This is a genomic window from Streptomyces sp. ATexAB-D23, assembly GCF_000373645.1.
GTDB classification, from domain to species: Bacteria; Actinomycetota; Actinomycetes; order Streptomycetales; family Streptomycetaceae; genus Streptomyces; species Streptomyces castrisilvae.
On record NZ_KB892057.1, the window covers coordinates 71,282 to 95,523 of the forward strand.

At 71.9% G+C, this 24,242-nt stretch carries 20 protein-coding genes; 16 read left to right on the forward strand and 4 right to left on the reverse strand.

What is annotated here, in order from left to right:
- Window positions 1–133: 133 nt before the first annotated feature.
- The 4 genes from B082_RS0130125 to B082_RS0130140 form a co-directional block, all read right to left on the reverse strand.
- Complete coding sequence (locus B082_RS0130125; RefSeq protein ID WP_018555516.1) at window positions 134–2,545, reverse strand: transglutaminase TgpA family protein; 2,412 nt, start codon at window positions 2,543–2,545, stop codon at window positions 134–136.
- Window positions 2,546–2,555: 10 nt separating this feature from the next.
- Entirely contained in the window at window positions 2,556–3,911 is a 1,356-nt protein-coding gene (locus tag B082_RS0130130; protein ID WP_018555517.1) for a DUF58 domain-containing protein, read from the reverse strand.
- Complete coding sequence (locus B082_RS0130135; protein ID WP_026250346.1) at window positions 3,911–4,960, reverse strand: AAA family ATPase; 1,050 nt, start codon at window positions 4,958–4,960, stop codon at window positions 3,911–3,913. Before B082_RS0130135 ends, B082_RS0130130 begins: the two co-directional genes overlap by 1 nt.
- Window positions 4,961–5,234: 274 nt before the next feature.
- On the reverse strand, window positions 5,235–5,783 hold the full coding sequence (locus B082_RS0130140; protein WP_018555519.1) for a beta-class carbonic anhydrase: 549 nt from the start codon (window positions 5,781–5,783) through the stop codon (window positions 5,235–5,237).
- 378 nt (window positions 5,784–6,161) lie between these two features.
- Between B082_RS0130140 and rsmH the strand changes: the two genes are divergently transcribed.
- From rsmH to B082_RS0130220, 16 genes are all read left to right on the forward strand, one after another.
- Window positions 6,162–7,130, forward strand: coding sequence for a 16S rRNA (cytosine(1402)-N(4))-methyltransferase RsmH (gene rsmH, locus B082_RS0130145; protein ID WP_018555520.1), 969 nt, complete (start codon window positions 6,162–6,164; stop codon window positions 7,128–7,130).
- Between the two features lie 97 nt (window positions 7,131–7,227).
- Window positions 7,228–7,725, forward strand: a complete 498-nt coding sequence (locus tag B082_RS0130150) for an FtsB family cell division protein (RefSeq protein WP_018555521.1) — start codon at window positions 7,228–7,230, stop codon at window positions 7,723–7,725.
- Window positions 7,726–7,729: 4 nt separating this feature from the next.
- Window positions 7,730–9,715 (forward strand): peptidoglycan D,D-transpeptidase FtsI family protein, encoded by a 1,986-nt coding sequence (locus B082_RS0130155; protein ID WP_018555522.1) that lies wholly within the window; start codon window positions 7,730–7,732, stop codon window positions 9,713–9,715.
- A 17-nt stretch (window positions 9,716–9,732) separates the two neighbouring features.
- On the forward strand, window positions 9,733–11,451 hold the full coding sequence (locus tag B082_RS0130160) for a UDP-N-acetylmuramoyl-L-alanyl-D-glutamate--2,6-diaminopimelate ligase (protein WP_078622693.1): 1,719 nt from the start codon (window positions 9,733–9,735) through the stop codon (window positions 11,449–11,451).
- A gap of 4 nt (window positions 11,452–11,455) precedes the next feature.
- Window positions 11,456–12,862, forward strand: coding sequence for a UDP-N-acetylmuramoyl-tripeptide--D-alanyl-D-alanine ligase (locus B082_RS0130165; protein ID WP_018555524.1), 1,407 nt, complete (start codon window positions 11,456–11,458; stop codon window positions 12,860–12,862).
- Window positions 12,859–13,929 carry a phospho-N-acetylmuramoyl-pentapeptide-transferase gene (gene mraY / locus B082_RS0130170; RefSeq protein WP_018555525.1) on the forward strand — a complete coding sequence of 357 codons (1,071 nt, stop codon included), beginning with the start codon at window positions 12,859–12,861 and terminating at the stop codon, window positions 13,927–13,929. Before B082_RS0130165 ends, mraY begins: the two co-directional genes overlap by 4 nt.
- Entirely contained in the window at window positions 13,926–15,353 is a 1,428-nt protein-coding gene (murD, locus tag B082_RS0130175; protein ID WP_018555526.1) for a UDP-N-acetylmuramoyl-L-alanine--D-glutamate ligase, read from the forward strand. The genes mraY and murD overlap by 4 nt, the downstream gene beginning before the upstream one ends.
- Window positions 15,354–15,462: 109 nt before the next feature.
- Complete coding sequence (ftsW, locus tag B082_RS0130180) at window positions 15,463–16,794, forward strand: putative lipid II flippase FtsW (protein WP_018555527.1); 1,332 nt, start codon at window positions 15,463–15,465, stop codon at window positions 16,792–16,794.
- Between the two features lie 6 nt (window positions 16,795–16,800).
- Window positions 16,801–17,895: an undecaprenyldiphospho-muramoylpentapeptide beta-N-acetylglucosaminyltransferase gene (murG, locus tag B082_RS0130185; protein WP_018555528.1), complete on the forward strand. Its 1,095-nt coding sequence runs from the start codon at window positions 16,801–16,803 to the stop codon at window positions 17,893–17,895.
- A gap of 50 nt (window positions 17,896–17,945) precedes the next feature.
- Complete coding sequence (locus B082_RS0130190; protein WP_018555529.1) at window positions 17,946–18,740, forward strand: cell division protein FtsQ/DivIB; 795 nt, start codon at window positions 17,946–17,948, stop codon at window positions 18,738–18,740.
- Window positions 18,741–19,016: 276 nt separating this feature from the next.
- Window positions 19,017–20,237, forward strand: coding sequence for a cell division protein FtsZ (gene ftsZ, locus B082_RS0130195; protein ID WP_018555530.1), 1,221 nt, complete (start codon window positions 19,017–19,019; stop codon window positions 20,235–20,237).
- Window positions 20,234–20,992: a peptidoglycan editing factor PgeF gene (pgeF, locus tag B082_RS0130200; RefSeq protein ID WP_199783873.1), complete on the forward strand. Its 759-nt coding sequence runs from the start codon at window positions 20,234–20,236 to the stop codon at window positions 20,990–20,992. The genes ftsZ and pgeF overlap by 4 nt, the downstream gene beginning before the upstream one ends.
- A gap of 6 nt (window positions 20,993–20,998) precedes the next feature.
- Window positions 20,999–21,718 carry a YggS family pyridoxal phosphate-dependent enzyme gene (locus B082_RS0130205; protein ID WP_018555532.1) on the forward strand — a complete coding sequence of 240 codons (720 nt, stop codon included), beginning with the start codon at window positions 20,999–21,001 and terminating at the stop codon, window positions 21,716–21,718.
- Window positions 21,719–21,845: 127 nt separating this feature from the next.
- Window positions 21,846–22,463 (forward strand): cell division protein SepF, encoded by a 618-nt coding sequence (locus B082_RS0130210; protein WP_018104459.1) that lies wholly within the window; start codon window positions 21,846–21,848, stop codon window positions 22,461–22,463.
- Window positions 22,464–22,534: 71 nt separating this feature from the next.
- Window positions 22,535–22,819, forward strand: coding sequence for a YggT family protein (locus tag B082_RS0130215; RefSeq protein WP_018518688.1), 285 nt, complete (start codon window positions 22,535–22,537; stop codon window positions 22,817–22,819).
- A gap of 49 nt (window positions 22,820–22,868) precedes the next feature.
- Entirely contained in the window at window positions 22,869–24,026 is a 1,158-nt protein-coding gene (locus tag B082_RS0130220; RefSeq protein WP_018555534.1) for a DivIVA domain-containing protein, read from the forward strand.
- Window positions 24,027–24,242 lie beyond the last annotated feature (216 nt).

Here is a 24,242-nt window from a genome sequence, read left to right on the forward strand (position 1 = left end):
AGAGCACTTCTGGGTGAGGGGCGGTCGCGGACATCGCGACCGCCCCTCACGCGTGCGGTGACGAGGCGAAGCGGGTAACGGGGAGAGACGGGGCTGGGGCTGGGGCGGAGACGCCCCCCGAGCCCCGTCCTCCTCAGCCCTCCTGCCGGGACGGGCGCCGGGTCCAGGCCGGCCTGGCCGGCAGCCGCAGGCGCCCCGCCAGGGCCGCCCGGCGCCGCGAGAGCGCCCACACCACCCGTATGGCCGAGCGCGGCGCCACGAGCGCCCGGAGCCGGACGGCCCGTCCGGCCGCGACGCCGAGCCCGGCCCGTACCGCACGGGCGTCCTCGGCGAGCCCCGTGACCGGACGCGGCTCCGGTGCGTACAGCACCTGTTCCACCGCCCCCGCGACCCGGTGCGCCGCGTCCGCCGCCTCCGTGTCGAGCCGGCCCAGGCGCACCAGCCGCTCGGCGGCCTTGCGCGGGGTCAGCGCATCGTCCGGGAGGACGCCGTGGTCCCACGCCGTGTCGGTGACCTCCCGCCACACCGCCAGCGTTCTCGCGGTGGTGTCGGCGGGGGTGCGGCCCGCCGACGAGCCCAGCCTGCGGGCCCGTGCCCGCAGGCGCCAGCACATCGGCAGCAGCGGCAGCACCAGGACCAGCACGGCCACCAGGGCGATGCCGAGCACAGTGCCCGCCGGAGTGCCGGTGTCCGTCGGCGCGGCGGCCCCGGGCGCCGCCGTCTGCCCGCATTCGCCCTGCCTGCGCATCTGCGCCGGGCAGCTCTCCGACGCGGACGGGGCGGCCGCCTCCGGCGCCGAGGCGTCCGCCTCGGGCCTCGCCGGGTCCGCCGTGTCACCGGTCGGGGCGTCGGGCAGCGTGTACGACGGGACGAAGCCACGCGTCGGGGTCGGCTCGAAGCGGGTCCAGCCGATGCCCTCGAAGTACAGCTCGGGCCACGCGTGCGCGTCCCGGAGCCCGACCGAGTACGTACCGTCGGCCTGCGCCGAGCCCGGCGTGAAGCCCACCGCGACCCGGGCCGGAATCCCCAGCGTCCGGGCCATCGCGGCCATCGTGAACGAGAAGTGGACGCAGAAGCCCTTCCGGTCCTTGAGGAAACGGGCGATCGCGGCCGTGCCCGTACCCGAGCTGACCGAGGTGTCGTACGTGAACCCGCCGTCGGTGGAGAAGTAGTCCTGGAGCTTCACCGCCCGCTGGTAGGCGTTGCCCGTGCCCCGCGTGACCTCCTCGGCGGTTTCCGCGACCACCTTCGGCAGCGTGTCCGGGACCTGGGTGTACTCACGCAGCAGCGACGCCGGGACCGCGCCCGCACGGGCGAGCTGCTCGGCCGTCGGCTGCACATCGAGGCTGGTCACCGTGTACTGAGCGCCGCTGGTGGTCTCCCCGTCGTCCCCGACGAGCGTGCGGCCCTCCTCCTCGAAGCGCCACCGCCCGTCGACCCGCACCTCGGCCGCCGGAAAGGGCAGCGGCAGATAGGTCTGCCGGTACGAGCGGGAGGCCGAGACGGTCGACTTGACCTCCGAGACCGTGACGGCGGGGGAGAGGCCGGCCGGCGTCGGGAGCCGCTTCGGCACATCCCGGAGCCGGCGCGTCGAAGCCCGCCACTCGTTCCCGTTGAACTGGTCCAGGGCCAGGATGCGCAGGTAGAAGTCGCCGGGGCTGTCGGAGTCGGTGCGGTACGACATCACCTGCCGGTTCTCCGGCTGGTTCAGGTTGTCCTGGAGCGAGACCAGCGGGTTCACCGCGGAGATGGTGCCGCCGCCGCGCCCCTTGGCGCCCCCGCTGCCCGAACCCGTCAGCAGTCCGCTGTCCAGCGCGGGCAGCGCCGCCGGCACGACCAGCGCGATCCCGAGGGCCAGCGCGCCGATCCGCCGCCCCGTACGCACCGGGGCGAGCGCCCTGCCGCCCGAGGCTTCGAGCCCGGCGGACGAACCGCCCCGGGACCCGGCCGCTCCGGCGAAGACCCGCCCCCACTGGGAGAGCCGGTCGCGCCCCTCGGCCAGCAGGAGCAGCAGATAACCGCAGGCCGCCAGCAGGAACCACAGCCAGTCCGTGCCGCCGTCCGAGAGCCCGGCGGCCACCGAGTAGAGCGCCAGCAGGGGCAGCCCGGCGGGCGCGGCGCTGCGGAACGTCACCGCCAGCGTGTCCACCGCGAGCCCGACCAGCAGCACCCCGCCCACCAGCATCAGCCGGATGCCCGGGGTCGCCGGCGCCGGAATCGCGTACCGGCTGACGTCGTCCGTACCGGCCGTCAGCAGGTCCGCGAGCTGCCGCACCGCCTGCGGTCCGGGCAGCACGCCCGCCACCGCCTGCTCCCTGGCGAACGTCACCGTCAGCAGCACCAGCACGACCAGCGCCTGCGCGGCGACCGTCAGCAGCCTGGGCAGCGGCACCCGCCGGCCCAGCGCGCCCACCCCGGACTGGATCGCCAGCAGGAACGCGGCCTGCACGAGCCATTTGGCCGGGTCCACCAGTGGCAGCATCGAGCAGGCCGCCATCAGTGTCGCCGCGAAGGCGCACAGCGCCAGCCGACCACGACCGCTCATGACCGCCCCCTCATGACCAGCCCCCGGAGAATCCCGCCGTGCCGGAACCGGCCGGCGTGCCGTGGCGTCCGGCCTGCTGCCACAGCACGGGCAGCTCGGCGCCGGGCTCCACCGGCACCACCGTCCACCCCGACTCGCGCAGCGGCCGCAGCCGCCGCTCGGACGCCTCGCGGGTGGCGGGCGAGGCGCCGTTCACCCAGACGGTGGAGTCCAGGACGAAGGCCACGGCCCCGCTGCTGCGCTGCCGCATCCGGGCCGCCACGGCGGCCTGCGCCTCGTCCAGATCGCCGAGGAAGGCGATCAGCAGCCCCTCGTCGCCCCCGCGCAGCCCGTCGTACGCGCGGGACAGGCCCCCGCCGTCGGAGTGCTCGACGACCGCGAGGGTGTCCATCATCAGCCCGGCGGACTCCGCCGAGTCGTGGGTGGCGCCGGCGAGGCCGGCCCCGCCCGGCGCCGCGCTGCCCACGTCGGTGAGCAACTGGACCGCGAAGCCGCGCTCCAGCATGTGCACCAGCGTGGAGGCCGCCCCGGAGACGGCCCACTCGAACGCGGAGTCCGGCCCCGTGCCCCGGTAGGCGACGCGCCTGGTGTCGAGCAGGACCGTGCACCTGGCGCGCTGCGGCTGCTCCTCGCGGCGCACCATCAGCTCGCCGTAGCGCGCGGTGGAGCGCCAGTGGACGCGGCGGAGGTCGTCCCCGTAGCGGTAGCCGCGCGGGATCACGTCGTCCTCACCGGCCAGCGCCAGGGAGCGCTGGCGCCCCTCGCCGTGGCCGGAGGCCTCGCCGGCCAGCCGTACCGGTGGCAGCGGCTCGGTCCTCGGGACCACGACCAGGGTGTCGTAGGCGCTGAAGGAACGCGTCAGCTCGCACATGCCGAACGGGTCGCTCAGCCGCAGTTGCAGCGGGCCGAGCGGATAGCGCCCGCGCAGGTCCGAACGGACCCGGTAGGACACCTCGCGCCGGCCGCCCGCCTCCACCCGGTCCAGCACGAACCGGGGGCGCGGACCGAGCACGTACGGCACCCGGTCCTGGAGCATCAGCAGGCCCGTGGGCAGGCGCGAGACGTTGTCCATCCGCAGACGCACGCGGGCCTCGGAACCTGCCGGGACCCGCGAGGGGGAGAGCCGGCGGGTGCCCGCCACCCGGTAGCGGGTCCGGTAGAGCACGGTCGCGCACACCAGCGGCAGCACGGCGAGCAGCAGACCGACCCGCAGCAGGTCCCCCTGGCCCAGCGCGTAGGCGCAGACCGCCGCGGCGATCCCGGCCGCGAGGAAGGACCGCCCCCGGGTGGTCAGCCCGCCGAGCGCGGCCCGCACACCCCCCTTGCCCTCGCTGCCGTCCATCGCGACGGGCCCCGCCCCGGCCATCACGTCCGCCGAGGGGCGGGCTGCTGCCGGCCGCCGTACGCCGGGCCCGCCTGATACTGCGGAGCGGCGGCGGCCGGGCCGCCCACGGCCGTGGGCACCGGGGTCTGCTGGAGGATCTCCAGCACGACCTGCTCGGCGCTGCGGCGGTTCAGCTGGGCCTGCGCGGTGGGCAGCAGCCGGTGGGCGAGCACCGCCACGGCCAGGGCCTGCACATCGTCCGGCAGGCAGTAGTCCCGGCCGCACAGCGCCGCGGACGCCTTGGCGGCCCGCAGCAGATGCAGCGTGGCGCGCGGCGAGGCGCCGAGCCGGAGGTCGGGGTGGTTGCGGGTGGCACCGACGAGCTGCACCGCGTACCTGCGGACGGCCTCGGCGACATGGACCGCCCGCACCGCGTCGATCAGCTTCACGATGTCGTGCGCGTGGGCCACCGGCTGGAGGTCGTCCAGGGGGGAGAGCCCGCCGTGCACGTCGAGCATCCGCAGCTCGGCCTCCGCGGTGGGATAGCCGATCGACACCCGGGCCATGAACCGGTCGCGCTGGGCCTCGGGCAGCGGATACGTGCCCTCCATCTCCACCGGGTTCTGCGTGGCCACGACCATGAAGGGGTCGGGCAGCTCGTAGGTGTGCCCGTCGATGGTGACCTGGCGCTCCTCCATCGACTCCAGCAGCGCGGACTGGGTCTTGGGGGAGGCGCGGTTGATCTCGTCGCCGATCACCACCTGGGCGAAGATCGCGCCCGGCTTGAACTCGAAGTCGCGGCGCTGCTGGTCGTAGATCGACACTCCGGTGATGTCCGACGGCAGCAGGTCCGGCGTGAACTGGATGCGGCGCACCGAGCAGTCGATGGACCTGGCCAGCGCCTTGGCCAGCATGGTCTTGCCGACGCCCGGGACGTCCTCGATGAGCAGATGCCCCTCCGCGAGCAGCACGGTCAGCGAGAGCCGTACGACCTCCGGCTTGCCCTCGATCACGGCCTCCACCGACCTGCGCACCCGCTCTGCGGTGGTGGTCAGATCTGTGAGGCTCGCTCGATCGTCATAGGTCGTCACCCGGCCCTCCTCGGCCCTGCCCCACGCTCACCAGGAGCACGGGATTCCCCAGTCACGGGCCGGTGCCCTCGTGCGGCCCGGCCCTCCCCGAAATGCGGACACCGCGTCGGACGGCGAGGTCCGACGGGGTGTCACTCACGCATTCTTGTTGCCGTTACCGCTTCGTGTCACTCGCCTGTGGACAACCAAGGGCGATATGTCGGATTGGGTGAGGATTTCGTCACCGGAAGGTGCTCGTCCGCCACCTCCCGGCGGCCTCAGGCGCACGGCCGGGTCAGGAAGCCGGGAAGATCTCGCGCAGCTTGCCGGAGGTCACGTCGAAGACAAAACCGCGCACGTCATCCGTGTGCTTGAGGAACGGCGAGGTGCGCGCGCGCTGCATCGACTGCCGCACGTCCTGGTCGGCGTCGGTGTACGACTCCACGGCCCAGGACGGGCGCTGGCCGACCTCCATCTCCAGCTCCTGGCGGAAGTCCTCCGTGATCGACTCCATGCCGCAGTTGGTGTGGTGGATCAGGATGATGCTGCGGGTGCCCAGCGCCCGCTGGCTGATCGCCAGCGAACGGATGACGTCGTCCGTGACCACGCCGCCCGCGTTGCGGATGGTGTGGCAGTCGCCCAGCGACAGGCCGAGAGCCTTGTGCAGGTCGAGCCGGGCGTCCATGCAGGCGACCACGGCGACGCGGAGCACCGGCTTGGCGTCCATCCCGGGGTCCTTGAACTCCGAGGCGTAGTGGCCATTCGCCTCGACCAGACGGTCGGTGACCGTACCGGCGGCGGCGGAGGCGGGAGGTTCGGCGGGGGCGTGCGCGGAAGTCGACATGGACAAGACGTTAGCCCCCGCCGCCGGGGGCGACCGGAGGGGGAAGCGGACAAAAAACGTCAACAGTGCTTGTTGTGAGGTACTCCACAAGCCCGCCCGCGGTCATCCGGGCGGGTGAACGTGCGGCGGCCGACGCGCTGCCGGGTTGATTGATCGGGAATCGATCGAGTGGCAGGGTGGACTAAAGTGACGGGAAGTTACCGACACCCTGCACATTTCGAACTTTTCCCCGTGTGCGCGGCGTACGTACGGCCCGGCCCTCTCCCGCTCGCCGGTCGGCTGACGCCCCTTCCCCGGCGCCGGCGGACCTCCCCTTCGCGAGCGGGCGGGGACCAGGCCGTACGTCCCGCCACCCGGGACCTGAGCCTGAGAGGGCGCATGAGCCAGACCCGACACGTCCCGGTGATGCTCCAGCGATGCCTGGACCTGTTGGCACCGGCCCTGGAGGAGGCTCCCGGCCCCCGGCCCCCGGTGGTCGTCGACTGCACCCTGGGCCTCGGCGGGCACAGCGAGGCGCTCCTCGCCGCCTTCCCGACCGCCCGGCTGATCGCCCTGGACCGCGACAAGGAGGCCCTTCGCCTCTCCGGCGAGCGGCTCGCCCCCTACGGCGACCGCGCGACGCTGGTGCACGCCGTCTACGACGAGCTGCCCGAGGTGCTCGACCGGCTCGGCATCCCCAAGGTGCAGGGCGTCCTGTTCGACCTGGGCGTCTCCTCCATGCAGCTGGACGAGGCCGACCGCGGCTTCGCGTACGCCCGCGACGCCCCGCTCGACATGCGCATGGACCAGACGACCGGCATCGGCGCCGCCGAGGTCCTCAACACCTACCCGCCGGGCGAACTGGTGCGCATCCTGCGCGCGTACGGCGAGGAGAAGCAGGCGAAGCGGATCGTCTCCGCCGTCGTGCGCGAACGCGAGAAGGAGCCCTTCAGCAACAGCGCCCGGCTCGTCGAGCTGATCCGCGAAGCCCTGCCGCAGGCCGCCATGCGCACCGGCGGCAACCCCGCCAAACGCACCTTCCAGGCCCTGCGCATCGAGGTCAACGGCGAACTCACCGTGCTGGAGCGGGCCATTCCGGCCGCCGTCCGGAGCCTCGCCGTCGGCGGCCGCATCGCTGTCCTGTCGTACCAGTCGCTGGAGGACCGGCTGGTCAAGCAGGTCCTCGCGGCCGGCGCCGCCAACACCGCGCCGCCCGGCCTGCCCGTCGTCCCCGAGCGCTACCAGCCCCGGCTGAAGCTGCTCACCCGGGGCGCCGAGCTCCCCACCGAGGAGGAGGTCGCCGAGAACCGGAGGGCCGCCCCCGCCCGGCTGCGCGGCGCCCAGCGCATCCGCGAGGACGAGCGGTGAGCGCCCGGCTCCCGGCCGCCGGCGCCGGGGACGGAGCGGTGCGGTGAGCGAACCGGCCGGGCAGCGACAAGGACGCGCCGCACGGCTCACCCGGCTGATGCCCGCCGGGCCGAGCACCGCGGCCCGCACTCCGTTCGTCCTGCTGGTCGTCCTGCTGCTGGGCGGCGGACTGATCACCCTGCTGCTGCTCAACTCCGCGCTCAACGAGGGGTCGTTCCGGCTGAGCGAGCTGAAGAAGCGGACCACCGAACTCACCGACGAGCAGCAGGCCCTCCAGCGCGACGTCGACGCCTCCTTCGAGCCCGACGCCCTGGCACGCCGGGCCCGGGAGCTGGGCATGGTCCCCGGCGGCAGCCCCGCCTTCCTCGACCCGGACGGCACGGTCCGGGGGGTGCCGTCCAAGGCCACGCCGGGCCCGGACCCCGCGCCCACCCCGACCACCCCCGCGCCGGCCACCTCGGCGCCCGCGAGCCCGGCCACACCCGCGGCCCCCGCGCCCACCACCCCCGCGCCCGGCACCGCGACGGCGGCACCGGGCACCTCCACGGCCTCCGGCGCGCCGGCGGCACAGCCCTCCACGAGCCCCGGCAGGTGACCGAGTGCCCTCCAAGCAACCACCGCGCCGCCGGGTCCCCGGCCCCGCGCGCCCCCGCAAGGCCGCCGCGTCCGGCCGCCCGCGCCCCGAGCAGCGGCGGCGCGGCCCCTCCGGCGCGCCGCGCGGGCGCACGGCGCGCGGCCGCTCCGGCCGGCCGCTGCGGCTGGGCAGCCCGCGCCCGAGGCTCCGGCTGGTCAGCCTCGCGCTGACGCTCGTCATGATCGCGTTCGTCGTCCGGCTCCTCCAGGTCCAGGCCGTCGACGCCCACGCGTACGCCGCGAAGGCCGAGGAGAACCGCTACCTGAGCTACACCGTGGCGGCGGAGCGCGGTGAGATCACCGACCGCGGCGGCATCGCGCTGGCCACCAGCGTCGACGCGTACGACATCACCGCCGACCCCAAGATGTTCACGCCGGCCGACAGCAAGGCGCCGGACGCCCCCCAGCAGGCCGCCGCCCTCCTCGCGCCCATCCTCGGCGTCGACGCGGCCGACCTGACGAAGCGGCTCTCCAAGCCCAGGAGCCGCTACGCGGTCCTGGCCCGCAGGCAGACCCCGCAGGTCTGGAAGCAGATCAAGGACCTGAAGTCCGCCTTCGCCGAGAAGGCCGCGAAGGACAAGGCGGCCGGCGGTCCCGGCGCCAACGTGCTGGCCGGCGTCTTCCAGGAGGCGACCACCAAGCGCGTCTATCCCAACGGTGCCCTGGCCGCCGGGATACTGGGTTACGTCAACGCCGAGGGCAAGGGCGCGGGCGGCCTCGAATCGCAGCTGGACAAGGCACTCGCGGGCGAGGACGGCACGATCAAGTACGCCCAGTCCGGCGGCCGGCGGGTGCCCACCGCGGGCACCAAGGAGGTGCCGGCGGTCCCCGGCTCCGACATCGAGCTGACCATCGACCGCGACATCCAGTGGGCGGCCCAGAAGGCCATCTCCGACCAGGTCGAGAAGTCGAAGGCCGACCGCGGCTACGTCATCGTGCAGAACACCCGCACCGGCGAGGTCCTCGCCATGGCCAACGCCCCCGGCTTCGACCCCAACGACCTCTCCCAGGCCGACGCCGCCTCCCTGGGCAACGCGGCCCTCCAGGACGTCTACGAGCCCGGCTCCACCAGCAAGGTGATGTCCATGGCCGCCGTGCTGGAGGAGGGCGTCGCCACCCCCGGCACGCACGTCACGGTCCCCAACCGGCTGCACCGGGGCGACCGGCTCTTCAAGGACGACATCGACCACCCCACGTGGTACCTGACGCTCAACGGCGTACTCGCCAAGTCCAGCAACATCGGAACGATCCTGGCCACCGGTCAGCTCGGCAAGACGCAGGCCGAGTCGAACAAGGTGCTGCACTCCTACCTGAGGAAGTTCGGCATCGGGTCGCCCACCGGCCTCGACTACCCCGGCGAGACCCCCGGCATCCTCGCCAAGCCGCAGGACTGGTCGACCTCGCAGCAGTTCACGATCCCGTTCGGCCAGGGCCTCTCCCTCAACGCCATGCAGGCCGCCTCGATCTACTCGACCATCGCCAACGGCGGCGTCCGGATCGAACCGACCCTCGTCCGCGGCACCAGGGGCCCCGACGGCCGCTACACCCCCGCCGAGGCCCCCGAACAGACCAGGGTGGTCAGCGAGAAGACGGCGAAGACGCTCGCCACCATGCTCGAATCGGTGGTCGGCGACGAGGAGGGCACCGGAACGAAGGCCAAGATCCCCGGCTACCGGGTCGCGGGCAAGACCGGCACCGCCAACCGGGTCGACCCGGTGCGCGGCGGCTACCACGGCTACACGGCCTCCTTCGCCGGCTTCGCGCCCGCCGACGACCCCCAGATCACCGTCTACTGCGCGATCCAGAACCCCACCAAGGGCAGTTACTTCGGCGGCCAGATCTGCGGCCCCATCTACAAGCAGGTCATGGAGTTCGCCCTCAAGACGCTCCAGACCCCCCCGTCCGGCAGTGAGCCGGCCCGGCTGCCGGTGTCCTACGCACCCGGCGAGTGAACTCGCGGAGACCACCAGTGACAACCATCACCCCCGATCCCGGGAACCGGAACGAGAACCCCCGGACCCCGGCCCCCTCACTTCGCGAGAGGCCCGGTGCGCCCGGTACGCTCACCGCCGTGCCCCACGCTGAACAGTCCCGAACGACCCAGAAGGACGCGCCTGTGAACTACCCGGGAGCGCCCCGCCCGGATCGGCTGCGGCCGACCCCCCTGGTAACACTGGCGGCCCGTCTGGGAGCCGAACCGCCGGGCACCGGTGACGTCACCGGCATCACCCACGACTCCCGCGCCGTACGCCCCGGGGACCTCTACGCGGCCCTGCCGGGCGCCCGGCTGCACGGCGCCGACTTCGCCGCCCAGGCGGCCGGTCTCGGCGCGGCGGCCATCCTCACCGACCCGTCCGGCGCCGAGCGCGCCCGCGCCACCGGGGTGCCGGTCCTCGTCACCGACGACCCGCGCGGCCGGATGGGCGAACTCGCCGCCGAGATCTACGGCCACCCCGGCGCCGACCTGCTCCAGATCGGCATCACCGGCACCTCCGGCAAGACCACCACCGCCTATCTCATCGAAGGCGGCTTCCGCGGCGCCGGACGCGACACCGGCCTCATCGGCACCGTCGAGATGCGGATCGGCGACGAACGCATCAAGTCCGAGCGCACCACCCCGGAAGCCACCGATCTCCAGGCCCTGTACGCCGTCATGCGCGAACGCGGTGTGGACGCGGTGACCATGGAGGTCTCCAGCCACGCCCTGGTGCTCGGCCGGGTCGACGGCTGCGTCTTCGACGTCGCCGTCTTCAACAACCTCAGCCCGGAGCACATGGAGTTCCACTCCGGCATGGAGGACTACTTCCAGGCCAAGGCGCGGCTGTTCACCCCGCAGCGCAGCAAACAGGGCGTCGTCAACTACGACGACGAGTACGGCCGCAGGCTCATCACCGAGGCGTCCGTGCCCATCACCACCTTCTCCGCCGAGGGCCACCCGGACGCCGACTGGCGGGCCGAGGACGTCGTCGTCGGCCAGCTCGGCTCCACCCTCACCGTGGTCGGCCCGAACGGCGAGCGGGCCACCGCCAAGGCGCCGCTGCCCGGCCCGTTCAACGTCGCCAACACCCTGGCCGCGATCGTCACCCTCGCCGTCGCCGGCATCGACCCGCAGACCGCGGCCGACGGCGTCGCGTCCGTCTCCGGGGTGCCCGGACGGCTGGAACGCGTCGACGCCGGACAGCCCTACCTCGCGCTCGTCGACTACGCGCACAAGACCGACGCCGTCGAGTCCGTGCTGCGCTCCCTGCGCAAGGTCACCAAGGGCAGACTGCACATCGTCCTCGGCTGCGGCGGCGACCGCGACACCACCAAGCGCGGCCCGATGGGCGCCGCCGCCGCCCGGCTCGCCGACACCGCCGTACTGACCTCCGACAACCCCCGCTCCGAGGACCCGCTCGGCATCCTGGCCGCCATGCTCGCCGGCGCCGCCGAGGTGCCCGTCCACGAGCGCGGCGACGTCCTGGTCGACGCCGACCGGGCCGCGGCCGTCGCCGCCGTCGTCGGCCGCGCCGAGCCCGGGGACACCGTGCTCATCGCCGGCAAGGGCCACGAGCAGGGCCAGGACATCCATGGCGTCGTCCGCCCCTTCGACGACCGGGTGGTCCTGCGCGCCGCCATCGAGCGGTCCCTGGGGCACGAGAGCACCACCCCCTGTGCCTCCACCCACGAGAACAACAGTCAGGGATGACCAAGTGATCGCCCTTTCCCTCGCCGAGATCGCCGCAATCGTCGGCGGGCAGACGCACGACATACCGGATCCGTCGGCAACCGTCAGCGGGCCGGTCGTCATCGACTCCCGGAAGGTGACCCCAGGCAGCCTCTTCGTCGCCTTCGCCGGCGAACGCTCCGACGGCCACGACTACGCCGGGCGCGCTGTCGAGGCGGGCGCCGCGCTCGTCCTGGCCACCCGCCCCGTCGGCGTCCCCGCGATCGTCGTGGACGACGTGGTGGCGGCCCTCGGGGCGCTCTCCCGCGCCGTCGTCGCCCGCCTCGGCGCCACCGTCGTCGCCCTCACCGGCTCCGCGGGCAAGACCTCCACCAAGGACCTCATCGCCCAGCTCCTGGAGCGCAAGGGGCCCACCGTCTACCCCGAGGGCAACCTCAACAACGAGATCGGCCTGCCGCTCACCGCGCTGCGCGCCACCGACGAGACCCAGCACCTGGTCCTCGAAATGGGCGCCCGCTACATCGGCGACATCCGCTACCTCACCGGACTCGTCCCGCCGCGCATCGGCCTCGTACTGAACGTCGGCAGCGCCCACATCGGCGAGTTCGGCGGCAAGGAGCAGATCGCCCAGGCCAAGGGCGAGATGGTCGAGTCGCTGCCCGAGGACGGCACCGCCGTGCTCAACGCCGACGACCCCCTCGTACGTGCCATGGCCTCCCGCACCAAGGCACGCGTGCTCTTCTTCGGCGAAGCCGCGGATGCGGACGTACGGGGTGAGAACGTCCACCTCACCGACGACGGACGCCCCGCGTTCCGGCTCCACACACCCACCGGGTGCAGCGATGTGACCATGCGCCTGTACGGTGAGCACCACGTGTCGAACGCGCTCGCCGCGGCCGCCGTCGCCCATGAGCTGGGCCTGTCCGCAGACGAGATCGCCGAAGCGCTCTCCGAGGCGGGCACCCTCTCCCGCTGGCGCATGGAGGTCACCGAGCGTCCGGACGGCGTGACGTTCGTCAATGACGCCTACAACGCCAACCCCGAATCCATGAAGGCCGCGCTGCGCGCGCTGGCCGCCATGGGGAAGGGGCGTCGTACGTGGGCGGTGCTCGGCCTGATGGCCGAGCTCGGCGACGCCTCGCTCGCCGAGCACGACGCGGTCGGACGGCTCGCCGTCCGGCTCAACGTCAGCAAGCTCGTCGCGGTCGGGGGCAGAGAAGCCTCCTGGCTGCAACTGGGCGCATACAACGAGGGTTCGTGGGGTGAGGAGTCGGTGCACGTGTCCGACGCACAGGCTGCCGTCGACCTGTTGCGCAGGGAACTGCGCCCGGGAGACGTCGTGCTGGTGAAGGCGTCCCGGTCGGTAGGCCTGGAGCAGGTCGTAACGGCACTGCTGGAGAACGCGACCGAGGGCGAGGTCGCGGGCCGATGAGGCAGATCCTCTTCGCGGGAGCCATCGGGCTCTTCCTGACCCTGGTCGGCACTCCGCTGCTGATCAAGCTCCTGGCCCGCAAGGGATACGGGCAGTTCATCCGGGACGACGGGCCGCGCACCCACGGCTCGAAGAAGGGCACGCCCACGATGGGCGGCATCGCCTTCATCCTGGCGACGATCATCGCGTACGTCCTGGCGAAGGTGATCACCGGCGAGGACATGCGCTTCTCCGGCGTACTGGTCCTCTTCCTGATGGCCGGTATGGGACTCGTCGGCTTCCTCGACGACTACATCAAGATCGTCAAGCAGCGCTCGCTCGGACTGCGGGCCAAGGCGAAGATGGCCGGCCAGCTGATAGTCGGGATCGCCTTCGCGGTGCTCTCGCTCCAGTTCGCCGACGCCCGGGGCAACACCCCGGCGTCCACCAAGCTCTCGTTCGTCGAGGACTTCGGCTGGTCGGTCGGCCCGGTGATCTTCGTCGTCTGGGCCCTGTTCATGATTCTCGCCATGTCCAACGGCGTGAACCTGACGGACGGTCTGGACGGCCTGGCCACCGGTGCGTCGGTGATGGTCTTCGGCGCGTACACCTTCATCGGGCTCTGGCAGTTCCAGGAGTCCTGCGCCAACGCCGCCACCCTCACCAACCCGAGCGCCTGTTTCGAAGTGCGAGATCCACTCGACCTCGCGGTCGTGGCCTCCGCGCTGATGGGCTCCTGCTTCGGCTTCCTGTGGTGGAACACCTCCCCGGCCAAGATCTTCATGGGCGACACCGGCTCGCTCGCCCTCGGCGGCGCGCTCGCGGGGCTCGCGATCTGCTCCCGCACCGAGTTCCTGATGGCGGTGCTCGGCGGCCTCTTCGTGATGATCACGATGTCCGTCGTCATCCAGGTCGGCTCGTTCAAGATGACCGGCAAGCGCGTCTTCCGCATGGCACCGCTCCAGCACCACTTCGAACTCAAGGGGTGGTCCGAAGTCCTTGTCGTGGTCCGCTTCTGGATCATCCAGGGCATGTGCGTGATCGTCGGACTCGGCCTCTTCTACGCAGGATGGGCAGCAAAGAAGTGAGCAACGCGGACTGGCAGGGCAAACACGTCACGGTCGCCGGACTCGGAGTATCCGGAATCCCGGCGGCCCGCGTCCTGCACGGCCTCGGCGCCGTCGTCACCGTCGTCAACGACGGGGACGACGAGCGCTCGCGCGCCCAGGCCGCCGAGCTGGAGGCGCAGGGCATCACCGTGCGCCTCGGCGACGGGGACACCCTGCCCGAGTCCACCGAGCTGATCGTCACCGCCCCCGGCTGGAAGCCCGGCAAGCCGCTGTTCGCGGCGGCAGCCGAAGCGGGTGTCCCGGTCTGGGGCGATGTCGAACTCGCCTGGCGGCTGCGCGGGCGGGACGGCCGGGAGCCGGCACCCTGGCTCGCGGTCACCGGCACCAACGGCAAGACCACGACCGTACGGATGCTCGCCTCCATCCTGGAGGCCGCCGGGCTGCGCACCGCCGCCGTCGGCAACATCGGCGTCTCCCTCCTGGACGCCGTGGCGGGCGAGCAGACGTACGACGTACTCGCCGTCGAACTCTCCAGTTACCAGCTGCACTGGGCGCCCTCGCTGCGCGCCCACTCCGCCGCCGTGCTCAACCTGGCCCCCGACCACCTCGACTGGCACGGCTCCATGGAGGCGTACGCCGCCGACAAGGGCCGGATCTACGAGGGCAACCAGGTGGCCTGCGTCTACAACGCCGCGGACCCCGCCACCGAGGACCTGGTGCGCGAGGCGGACGTCGAGGAGGGGTGCCGGGCCATCGGCTTCACCCTCGGTACGCCGGGACCCTCCCAGCTCGGCGTCGTCGACGGCATCCTCGTCGACCGGGCCTTCGTGGCCAACCGGCAGAAGCAGGCCCAGGAACTGGCCGAGGTGGCCGACGTCAAACCGCCGGCCCCGCACAACATCGCCAACGCCCTGGCCGCCGCCGCCCTGGCCCGCGCCTTCGGCGTCGAGCCCGCCGCCGTGCGCGACGGGCTGCGCGACTTCCGCCCCGACCCGCACCGCATCGAGCACGTCGCCGATGTCGACGACGTCGCGTACGTGGACGACTCCAAGGCGACCAACACGCACGCCGCCGAAGCCTCCCTCGCCGCCTACGACTCCATCGTCTGGATCGCCGGCGGACTGGCCAAGGGTGCCACGTTCGACGAGCTGGTGACCGGCTGCGCCAAGCGCCTGCGGGGCGTCGTGCTGATGGGCGCCGACCGGGCCCTGATCCGCGAAGCCCTCGCGCGACACGCCCCCGAGGTCCCGGTGGTCGACCTCGACCGGACCGACACTGGGGCGATGTCCGAGGCGGTCCGCGAGGCGGCACGGCTCGCCCGGCCGGGAGACACCGTACTGATGGCCCCGGCCTGCGCCTCCATGGACATGTTCGTCAACTACAACAAGCGGGGCGAGGCCTTCGCGGACGCCGTCCGCGCACGCGCCGCCGAGAGCGCCTGACGGCCCGGCCGCCGCGCCGTACCGTCCCGGACGACCGGGGCGGTACGGCTGTGCCGGGGCGGGCCCCGGCACCGGAGCCCCGGGCACGAGCAGTGGAGGGGACAGGGACATGCCGGCCGAAGAGAGCGTGCGTGTGCGGCCCGCCAAGGCGCGGCGCCCCGCGGCGGTGCGCACCCGGAGCACGGGCGGCCCGCGCAGCCCCCGAGGCGGCGGTGCGCGGCGGCTGTACGAGCAGGCACGCAGGGCCTGGGACCGCCCGCTGACGGCGTACTACGTGATCCTGGGCGCCGGACTCCTGATCACCGTGCTCGGCCTGGTGATGGTCTACTCCGCCTCGATGATCAAGGCCCTGGAACTCGGCAAGCCGGGCACCTACTTCTTCCGCAAACAGTTCCTGGCCGCGGTGATCGGGGCCGGACTGATGGCGCTCGCCGCCCGGATGCCGGTCAAGCTGCACCGGGCGCTGGCCTACCCGCTGCTCATGGGCGCCGTCTTCCTGATGGTGCTGGTCCAGGTGCCGGGGATAGGGATGTCGGTCAACGGCAACCGCAACTGGCTCTACCTGGGCGGCCCCTTCCAGCTCCAGCCCAGCGAGTTCGGCAAACTGGCCCTTGTGCTGTGGGGGGCGGACCTGCTCGCCCGCAAACAGGACAAGCGGCTGCTGGCCCAGTGGAAGCACATGCTCGTGCCGCTGGTCCCGGTCGCCTTCATGCTGCTCGGGCTGATCATGCTCGGCGGCGACATGGGTACTGCGATCATTCTCACGGCCATCCTCTTCGGACTGCTCTGGCTGGCCGGTGCGCCGACCCGGATGTTCGCCGCAGTGCTCGCCACCGCCGGTCTCATCGGCTTCCTGCTGATCAAGACCAGCCCCAACCGCATGTCCCGGCTGGAGTGCATGGGAGCCAGCGAGCCCGGCCCCGGCGGCTCGTGCTGGCAGGCCGTGCACGGCATCTATGCTCTGGCGTCGGGCGGATGGTTCGGATCGGGGCTCGGTGCGAGTGTGGAAAAATGGGGTCAACTTCCTGAACCCCACACCGACTTCATCTTCGCCATCACCGGGGAGGAACTGGGGTTGGCGGGGACGCTGTCGGTACTCGCCCTCTTCGCGGCTCTAGGCTATGCGGGTATCCGCGTGGCGGGACGCACGGAGGACCCCTTCGTGAGGTACGCAGCGGGAGGTGTGACCACCTGGATCACGGCGCAGGCCGTGATCAACATCGGTGCGGTGCTCGGCCTGCTGCCGATCGCCGGTGTCCCGCTCCCGCTGTTCTCCTACGGGGGGTCGGCCCTGCTGCCGACCATGTTCGCCGTCGGGCTGATGATCGCGTTCGCGCGGGACGAGCCCGCCGCGAAGGCTGCCCTGGCCGTGCGGAGGCCCGGGGTGAGATGGAAGACGATGAGACGGCGCGTCAAGAAGCGTTCGTCCGGAGAGCGGTGAATTTCGGTGCATGTCGTACTCGCCGGCGGGGGGACCGCCGGCCACATCGAGCCCGCGCTTGCCCTCGCGGACGCCCTGCGCAGGCAGGACCCGAGCGTGGGGATCACCGCTCTCGGCACGGAGCGGGGACTCGAGACCAGGCTCGTACCCGAGCGGGGGTACGAACTCGCCCTGATCCCGGCCGTACCGCTGCCGCGCAAGCCGACCCCCGAGCTCATCACCGTCCCGGGCCGGCTGCGCGGCACCATCAAGGCCGCCGAGCAGATCCTCGAACGCACCAGGGCCGACTGCGTGGTCGGCTTCGGCGGTTACGTCGCCCTGCCCGGCTACCTGGCCGCCAAACGCGCCGGCGTCCCGATCGTGGTCCACGAGGCCAACGCCCGCCCGGGGCTGGCCAACAAGATCGGGTCGCGGTACGCGCACGGCGTCGCCGTCTCCACGCCCGACAGCAAGCTGCGCGGCGCCCGCTACATCGGCATCCCGCTGCGCCGCACCATCGCCACCCTCGACCGGGCCCGGATGCGCCCCGAGGCGCGCGCCGCGTTCGGCCTCGACCCCAACCTGCCGACGCTGCTGGTCTCCGGCGGCTCGCAGGGCGCCCGCCACCTCAACGAGGTGGTCCAGCGCGTCGCTCCGCTGCTCCAGCGCTCCGGCATCCAGATCCTGCACGTGGTCGGCCCCAAGAACGAATTGCCGCGCGTGGACAACATGCCCGGGATGCCCCCCTATATCCCGGTACCGTACGTGGACCGGATGGATCTCGCGTACGCCGCGGCCGACATGATGCTCTGCCGCGCGGGCGCGATGACCGTCGCCGAACTCTCCGCCGTCGGGCTGCCCGCCGCCTATGTCCCGTTGCCCATCGGCAACGGCGAACAGCGGCTGAACGCCCAGCCGGTGGTCAACGCCGGCGGTGGCCTGCTGGTGGACGACGCGGTGCTCACCCCCGAGTGGGTGCAGGGCAACGTCCTTCCGGTGCTGTCCGATCCGCACAGATTGTATGAAATGTCCCGCGCCGCCGCGGAGTTCGGGCGCCGGGACGCCGACGATCTGCTGGTCGGCATGGTGTACGAGGCGATTGCCGCACGTCGTAACGCGTGAGGCGGGCGGGTCCGGGGGCGCCGCCCCCGGACCCGGCATAAGGAGCGAGCGTGGCCGGACCGACGACCGCCCAGCGCGGTGCAGGGAAGCAGGAGGGCGCCCGGGACCGGCCGCCGCGCCCACGCCCGGAGGGGTCCCGCGTCCCCCGGCGCAGGCTGCTGATCCTGATCGCCGCGGCCGTCCTCCTGCTCGGCGCGGGCGCCGTCTGGGCGCTCTACGGCTCCTCCTGGCTCCGGGTCGAACAGGTCAGGATCACCGGCGTACGGGTGCTGACGCCGGCCGAGGTGGAGAACGCGGCCCAGGTGCCGATGGGTGCCCCGCTCGTATCCGTGGACACCGGCGCGATCGAGAAAAGGTTGCGCCAGAAGTTGCCTCGTATCGACTCGGTGGATGTCGTACGGTCATGGCCGCACGGCATCGGACTTAAAGTGACCGAGCGAAAGCCGGTCCTGTTGGTGAAAAAGGGCGCAAAGTTCATTGAAGTGGACGCCGAAGGCGTGCGTTTCGCCACGGTGGACAAGGCTCCCGGGCACGTGCCTCTGCTGGAAACGGCCACCGGCCGGTCAGCGAGTCTGCGCCGTTTCGGGGCCGACCGGCTGGTGCGGGAAGCGGTCCGGGTCGCCGGCGATCTCCCGGGCGGCGTCGCGGAGGACACCCAGGTCGTACGGGTCGCCTCGTACGACGCCATCTCCCTGGAGCTCACCGGGGACCGCACGGTGAACTGGGGGAGTGGTGAACAGGGCGCGGTGAAGGCGAAAGTCCTCACCGCTCTCATGAAAGCCGCCCCCAAAGCGGGACACTTCGACGTGAGTGCACCCACCGCTCCCGCGGTGTCGGGTAGTTGACGCACATTTGGCCTGGCCAGCACCCTGGTTGGTCAGCGCTACGGGTGATCACATAGGGTGAAAAGAAAAACGGGAGGTTCGGCGTGTTCGTTGAACGGGCGCCACTTGTCGACTTAGTGTCCTGTTCGGAAGAGTCCATGAAGCAGACACACTGGTAACCCTAAACTTCAGCGTTAGGGTTTGGGTCGGCGTTCGGACCGTCCCAATCGGCATCCGTCGTCGCGGCGGGATCACCGCGAAGCGACGACACGTAACTCGAGGCGAGAGGCCTTCGACGTGGCAGCACCGCAGAACTACCTCGCAGTCATCAAGGTCATCGGTGTCGGCGGCGGTGGTGTCAATGCCATCAACCGAATGATCGAGGTCGGTCTCAAGGGCGTCGAGTTCATCGCGATCAACACGGATGCGCAAGCCCTGTTGATGAGCGACGCCGACGTCAAGCTCGACGTCGGCCGCGAACTCACCCGCGGCCTCGGCGCCGGGGCGAACCCGGCCGTCGGTCGTAAGGCGGCAGAGGACCACCGTGAGGAGATCGAGGAGGTCCTCAAGGGGGCCGACATGGTCTTCGTCACCGCAGGCGAAGGCGGCGGCACCGGTACCGGTGGCGCACCCGTCGTCGCGAACATCGCGCGCTCGCTCGGCGCCCTGACGATCGGTGTGGTCACCCGCCCGTTCACCTTCGAGGGCCGGCGTCGCGCGAACCAGGCGGAGGACGGCATCGCCGAACTCCGCGAAGAGGTCGACACCCTCATCGTCATTCCCAACGACCGTCTGCTGTCCATCTCGGACCGCCAGGTCAGCGTGCTCGACGCGTTCAAGTCGGCCGACCAGGTGCTGCTCTCGGGTGTCCAGGGCATCACCGACCTCATCACCACCCCGGGCCTGATCAACCTCGACTTCGCCGACGTCAAGTCGGTCATGTCCGAGGCCGGATCGGCGCTCATGGGCATCGGCTCGGCCCGCGGCGACGACCGCGCGGTGGCCGCCGCGGAGATGGCGATCTCCTCGCCGCTCCTGGAGGCGTCCATCGACGGCGCCCGCGGTGTCCTGCTCTCCATCTCCGGCGGCAGCGACCTCGGTCTCTTCGAGATCAACGAGGCCGCCCAGCTGGTGAGCGAGGCGGCGCACCCCGAGGCGAACATCATCTTCGGCGCGGTCATCGACGACGCGCTGGGCGACGAGGTGCGGGTCACCGTGATCGCGGCGGGCTTCGACGGCGGGCAGCCGCCGGCCCGGCGGGAGAACGTCTTGGGGGCGAACAGCGCCAAGCGCGAGGAGCCGGCCCCGACGCCGGTCCGGGCCGCCGAGCCCGTGCGCCAGTCGGGCGGACTGGGCTCCGTGCCCCCGCGCGAGGAGCCGCCGGTCCAGTCGGAGCCGGTGCCGGTCGCCGGCGAGACGCACCTGCCGCCGGTCGTCGCGCCGCCGCACGTCCCGCCGGCCCGTCCCTACCAGGACTCCCAGGCCGAAGAGCTGGACGTACCGGACTTCTTGAAGTGATAGGTCCGCATGACGCAGTGAGCTCGAAGGTTTCTGTCTTTTCGCGGGGCGGCGCTCACTTCTCCTTCACCGACAGGTGGGGCGGGGTGAGCGCCGCTCCGTACGCGGAGCTCAACCTCGGCGGCGCGGTCGGCGACGACCCCGCCGCCGTTCTCGCCAACCGGGAGCGGGCCGCGCGCGTCCGGGGGCTCGATCCGGCGCGGGTCGTCTGGATGAATCAGGTCCATGGCCGCGATGTGGCCGTGGTCGACGAACCCTGGGGCGACACGCGGGAGATCCCCGCCGTGGACGCGGTGGTGACCGCGCGGCGCGGGCTCCCGCTCGCCGTTCTCACCGCCGACTGCACCCCCGTCCTGCTCGCCGACCCGGTCGCCGGTGTCGTCGCGGCGGCGCACGCGGGACGGCCGGGGCTGGTCGCCGGAGTCGTGCCGGCCGCGGTCGGGGCCATGGTCCGGCTCGGCGCGGAGGTCTCCCGGATCACCGCCCGTACCGGGCCCGCCGTCTGCGGGCGGTGCTACGAGGTGCCGGCCGCGATGCGGGACGAGGTCGCCGCGTGCGTGCCGGGCTCCCGGTCCGAGACCGGCTGGGGCACTCCGGCGGTGGACGTCACCGCCGGAGTCCACGCCCAGCTGGCGGAGCTCGGCGTCACCGACCGGCACAAGTCGCCCTTCTGCACCCTCGAATCGGGCGACCACTTCTCGTACCGACGCGACCGCACCACCGGGCGGCTCGCCGGATATGTCTGGCTGGACTGATAGGGCATGACGGAACGCAAGGAACAACTCGCAGCGAATCTGGCGCGGGTGGAGGAACGGATCGTTTCCGCCTGCGCCGCGGCCGGTCGCGCGCGGGAAGAAGTGACCCTCATCGTGGTCACCAAGACCTATCCCGCGAGCGATGTGCGGATTCTGCACGGACTCGGTGTGCGTCAGGTCGCGGAGAACCGCGACCAGGACGCCGCGCCCAAAGCCGCCGCCTGTACGGATCTGTCGCTCTCTTGGCACTTTGTCGGTCAATTGCAGACCAACAAGGTCCGTTCTGTGGCGAGTTATGCCGATGTCGTGCAGTCGGTGGACCGTACGAAGCTGGTGACCGCCCTCTCGGCCGCGGCCGGGCGCGGCGGCCGCGAACTCGGCTGCCTCATCCAGGTCGCGCTCGACGCGGAGAGCGGCGAGCGCGGGGCCCGCGGTGGCGTCGCGCCCGACGGGATCGAGGAGTTGGCCGACGCGGTCGCGGCGGCGCCGGGTCTGCGGCTGGACGGTCTGATGACCGTCGCGCCGCTCGCCGGGCCGTACGCCGGACGGCAACGGGCCGCGTTCGACCGGCTGATGGAATTCTCATCCCGGCTGCGCGGGAACCATCCGGCTGCGAACATGGTCTCCGCAGGGATGAGTGCGGACCTGGAGGACGCCATCGCGGCCGGAGCGACACATGTGCGCGTCGGTACTGCGGTACTCGGAGTCCGCCCCGGGCTCGGGTAACGTCGCCAAGCAAGTCGGACCACAGCAGAAAATATGGTCATTACCGCCCATGGCGGTACAGGCCGGAGTGGATCGCGGGCACTTGGTGAACAGATGCCGATCCACCACAGAGCGGAGGACTCAGAGCATGGCCGGCGCGATGCGCAAGATGGCGGTCTACCTCGGCCTCGTGGAGGACGATGGGTACGACGGCCCGGGGTTCGACCCCGACGACGAATTCGAACCCGAGCCGGAGCCCGAGCGCGACCGGCGCCGGCACCAGCCCGCACATCAGGTGGAGCGCGACCGGGAGCGTGACGAACCGGTCCGGGCGGTGCAGCCGCCGGCCCAGCGGGAGCCGGTTCAGATCCCGGCGGAGCGCGAGCGACCCGCCCGGATCGCACCCGTGGCATCCATCACACCTGAACGCCCGAACATGGAGAAGAACGCACCGGTGATCATGCCCAAGGTCGTGTCCGAGCGGGAGCCCTACCGGATCACCACGCTGCACCCCAGGACGTACAACGAGGCCCGTACCATCGGGGAACACTTCCGTGAGGGCACCCCCGTGATCATGAATCTCACGGAGATGGACGATACGGACGCAAAGCGACTTGTCGACTTTGCCGCGGGACTCGTCTTCGGTCTCCATGGCAGCATTGAGCGCGTGACACAGAAGGTGTTCCTGTTGTCGCCTGCTAACGTCGATGTCACGGCGGAGGACAAGGCCCGCATCGCAGAGGGCGGATTCTTCAACCAGAGCTGAGAACACGACACCGGGAACAACCCGGCCGCGAGGCCGGAGCTACGAGAGCCAGGGGAGAGGGAAGCGCGAGGATGGGCGTCGCACAAAGTGTTGTCTACATCGCGTTGATGTGTTTCCTCATCGTGCTGATCTTCCGGCTCGTCATGGACTACGTCTTCCAGTTCGCACGTTCATGGCAGCCGGGCAAGCCGATGGTGGTGGTCCTGGAGACCACTTACACGGTCACCGATCCACCGCTCAAGCTCCTGCGGCGGTTCATCCCGCCGCTGCGTCTCGGGGGCGTGGCACTCGACCTGTCCTTCTTCGTTCTGATGATCATCGTTTCCATCCTGATCAGCATCGTGACCAGGCTGTGAGCGATACGGTCTTGCCGACTGCCGACGACTACGTAGAGGTGAAGAAGAGATGCCGCTGACTCCGCTGACTCCCGAGGACGTGCGGAACAAGCAGTTCACGACGGTCCGCCTCCGAGAGGGCTACGACGAGGACGAGGTCGATGCCTTCCTCGACGAGGTCGAGTCGGAGCTGACCCGCCTGCTCCGTGAGAACGAGGACCTGCGCGCGAAGCTGGCCGCCGCCACGCGTGCCGCCGCGCAGAACCAGCAGCAGCAGGGCATGCGCAAGCCGCCCGAGCAGCAGGACCGGCCGGGGGCCCCGGTGCCCGCCGCCATATCGGGCCCGCCGGTTCAGCAGCAGCCCCCGCAGATGGGTCCCCCCCAGCTGCCCGGTGGTGCTCCGCAGCTGCCGGCCGGTCCCAGCGGCCACGGCCCCCAGGGTCCGCACGGCCCCGGTCCGCAGGGCCCCCACGGCCCCGGCCCGATGCAGGGTGGTCCCATGGGCGGACCGATGGGCGGCCCCATGGGCGGTCACAACCCTCAGCAGCAGATGCAGCAGATGCAGCAGCAGCAGCAGCCGCCGCAGATGCAGCAGCAGCAGGGCCCCGGTGGCGACAGCGCCGCCCGTGTCCTGTCCCTCGCCCAGCAGACCGCCGACCAGGCGATCGCGGAGGCCCGTTCCGAGGCCAACAAGATCGTCGGCGAGGCCCGCAGCCGCGCCGAGGGCCTGGAGCGGGACGCCCGAGCCAAGGCGGACGCGCTGGAGCGGGACGCGCAGGAGAAGCACCGCGTGGCGATGGGCTCGCTGGAGTCGGCCCGCGCGACGCTGGAGCGCAAGGTCGAGGACCTGCGGGGCTTCGAGCGCGAGTACCGGACCCGTCTGAAGTCCTACCTGGAGAGCCAGCTGCGTCAGCTGGAGACCCAGGCCGACGACTCGCTGGCCCCGCCGCGGACCCCGGCGGCCGCGTCGCTGCCGCCGTCGCCCTCGCTGGCTCCGGCCGGTGCGGGTGCCATGGGGCACACGGTGGGCGGCAACCACGGCGGCCACGGCAACCAGCCGATGGGCGGCAACCCGTCCATGGGCGGTGGCCCGTCCTACGGCGGCCAGCAGCAGATGTCCCCGGCGATGACGCAGCCGATGGCGCCGGTGCGGCCGCAGGCGCCGCAGCCGATGCAGCAGGCGCCGTCGCCGATGCGGGGCTTTCTGATCGACGAGGACGACAACTGAGCGGGGCGCGCTCGTTGAGCGCGTAGCCGTCGGCAGGCTGAGGGCCGGGCCCCGGGGTTTCCCCGGGGCCCGGCCCTTTGCCGTGGCCGTGGCGGGTGGTGGGCCGCTGCGCGGGGCTCGTCCCCTACCCGCTCCTTCCCGAACCGGCGGCTCCGACCCCGGGCCCCCGCTCCTCAATCGCCGGAGGGGCTTGGTCTCGCTCCTGCGGTCACTTCC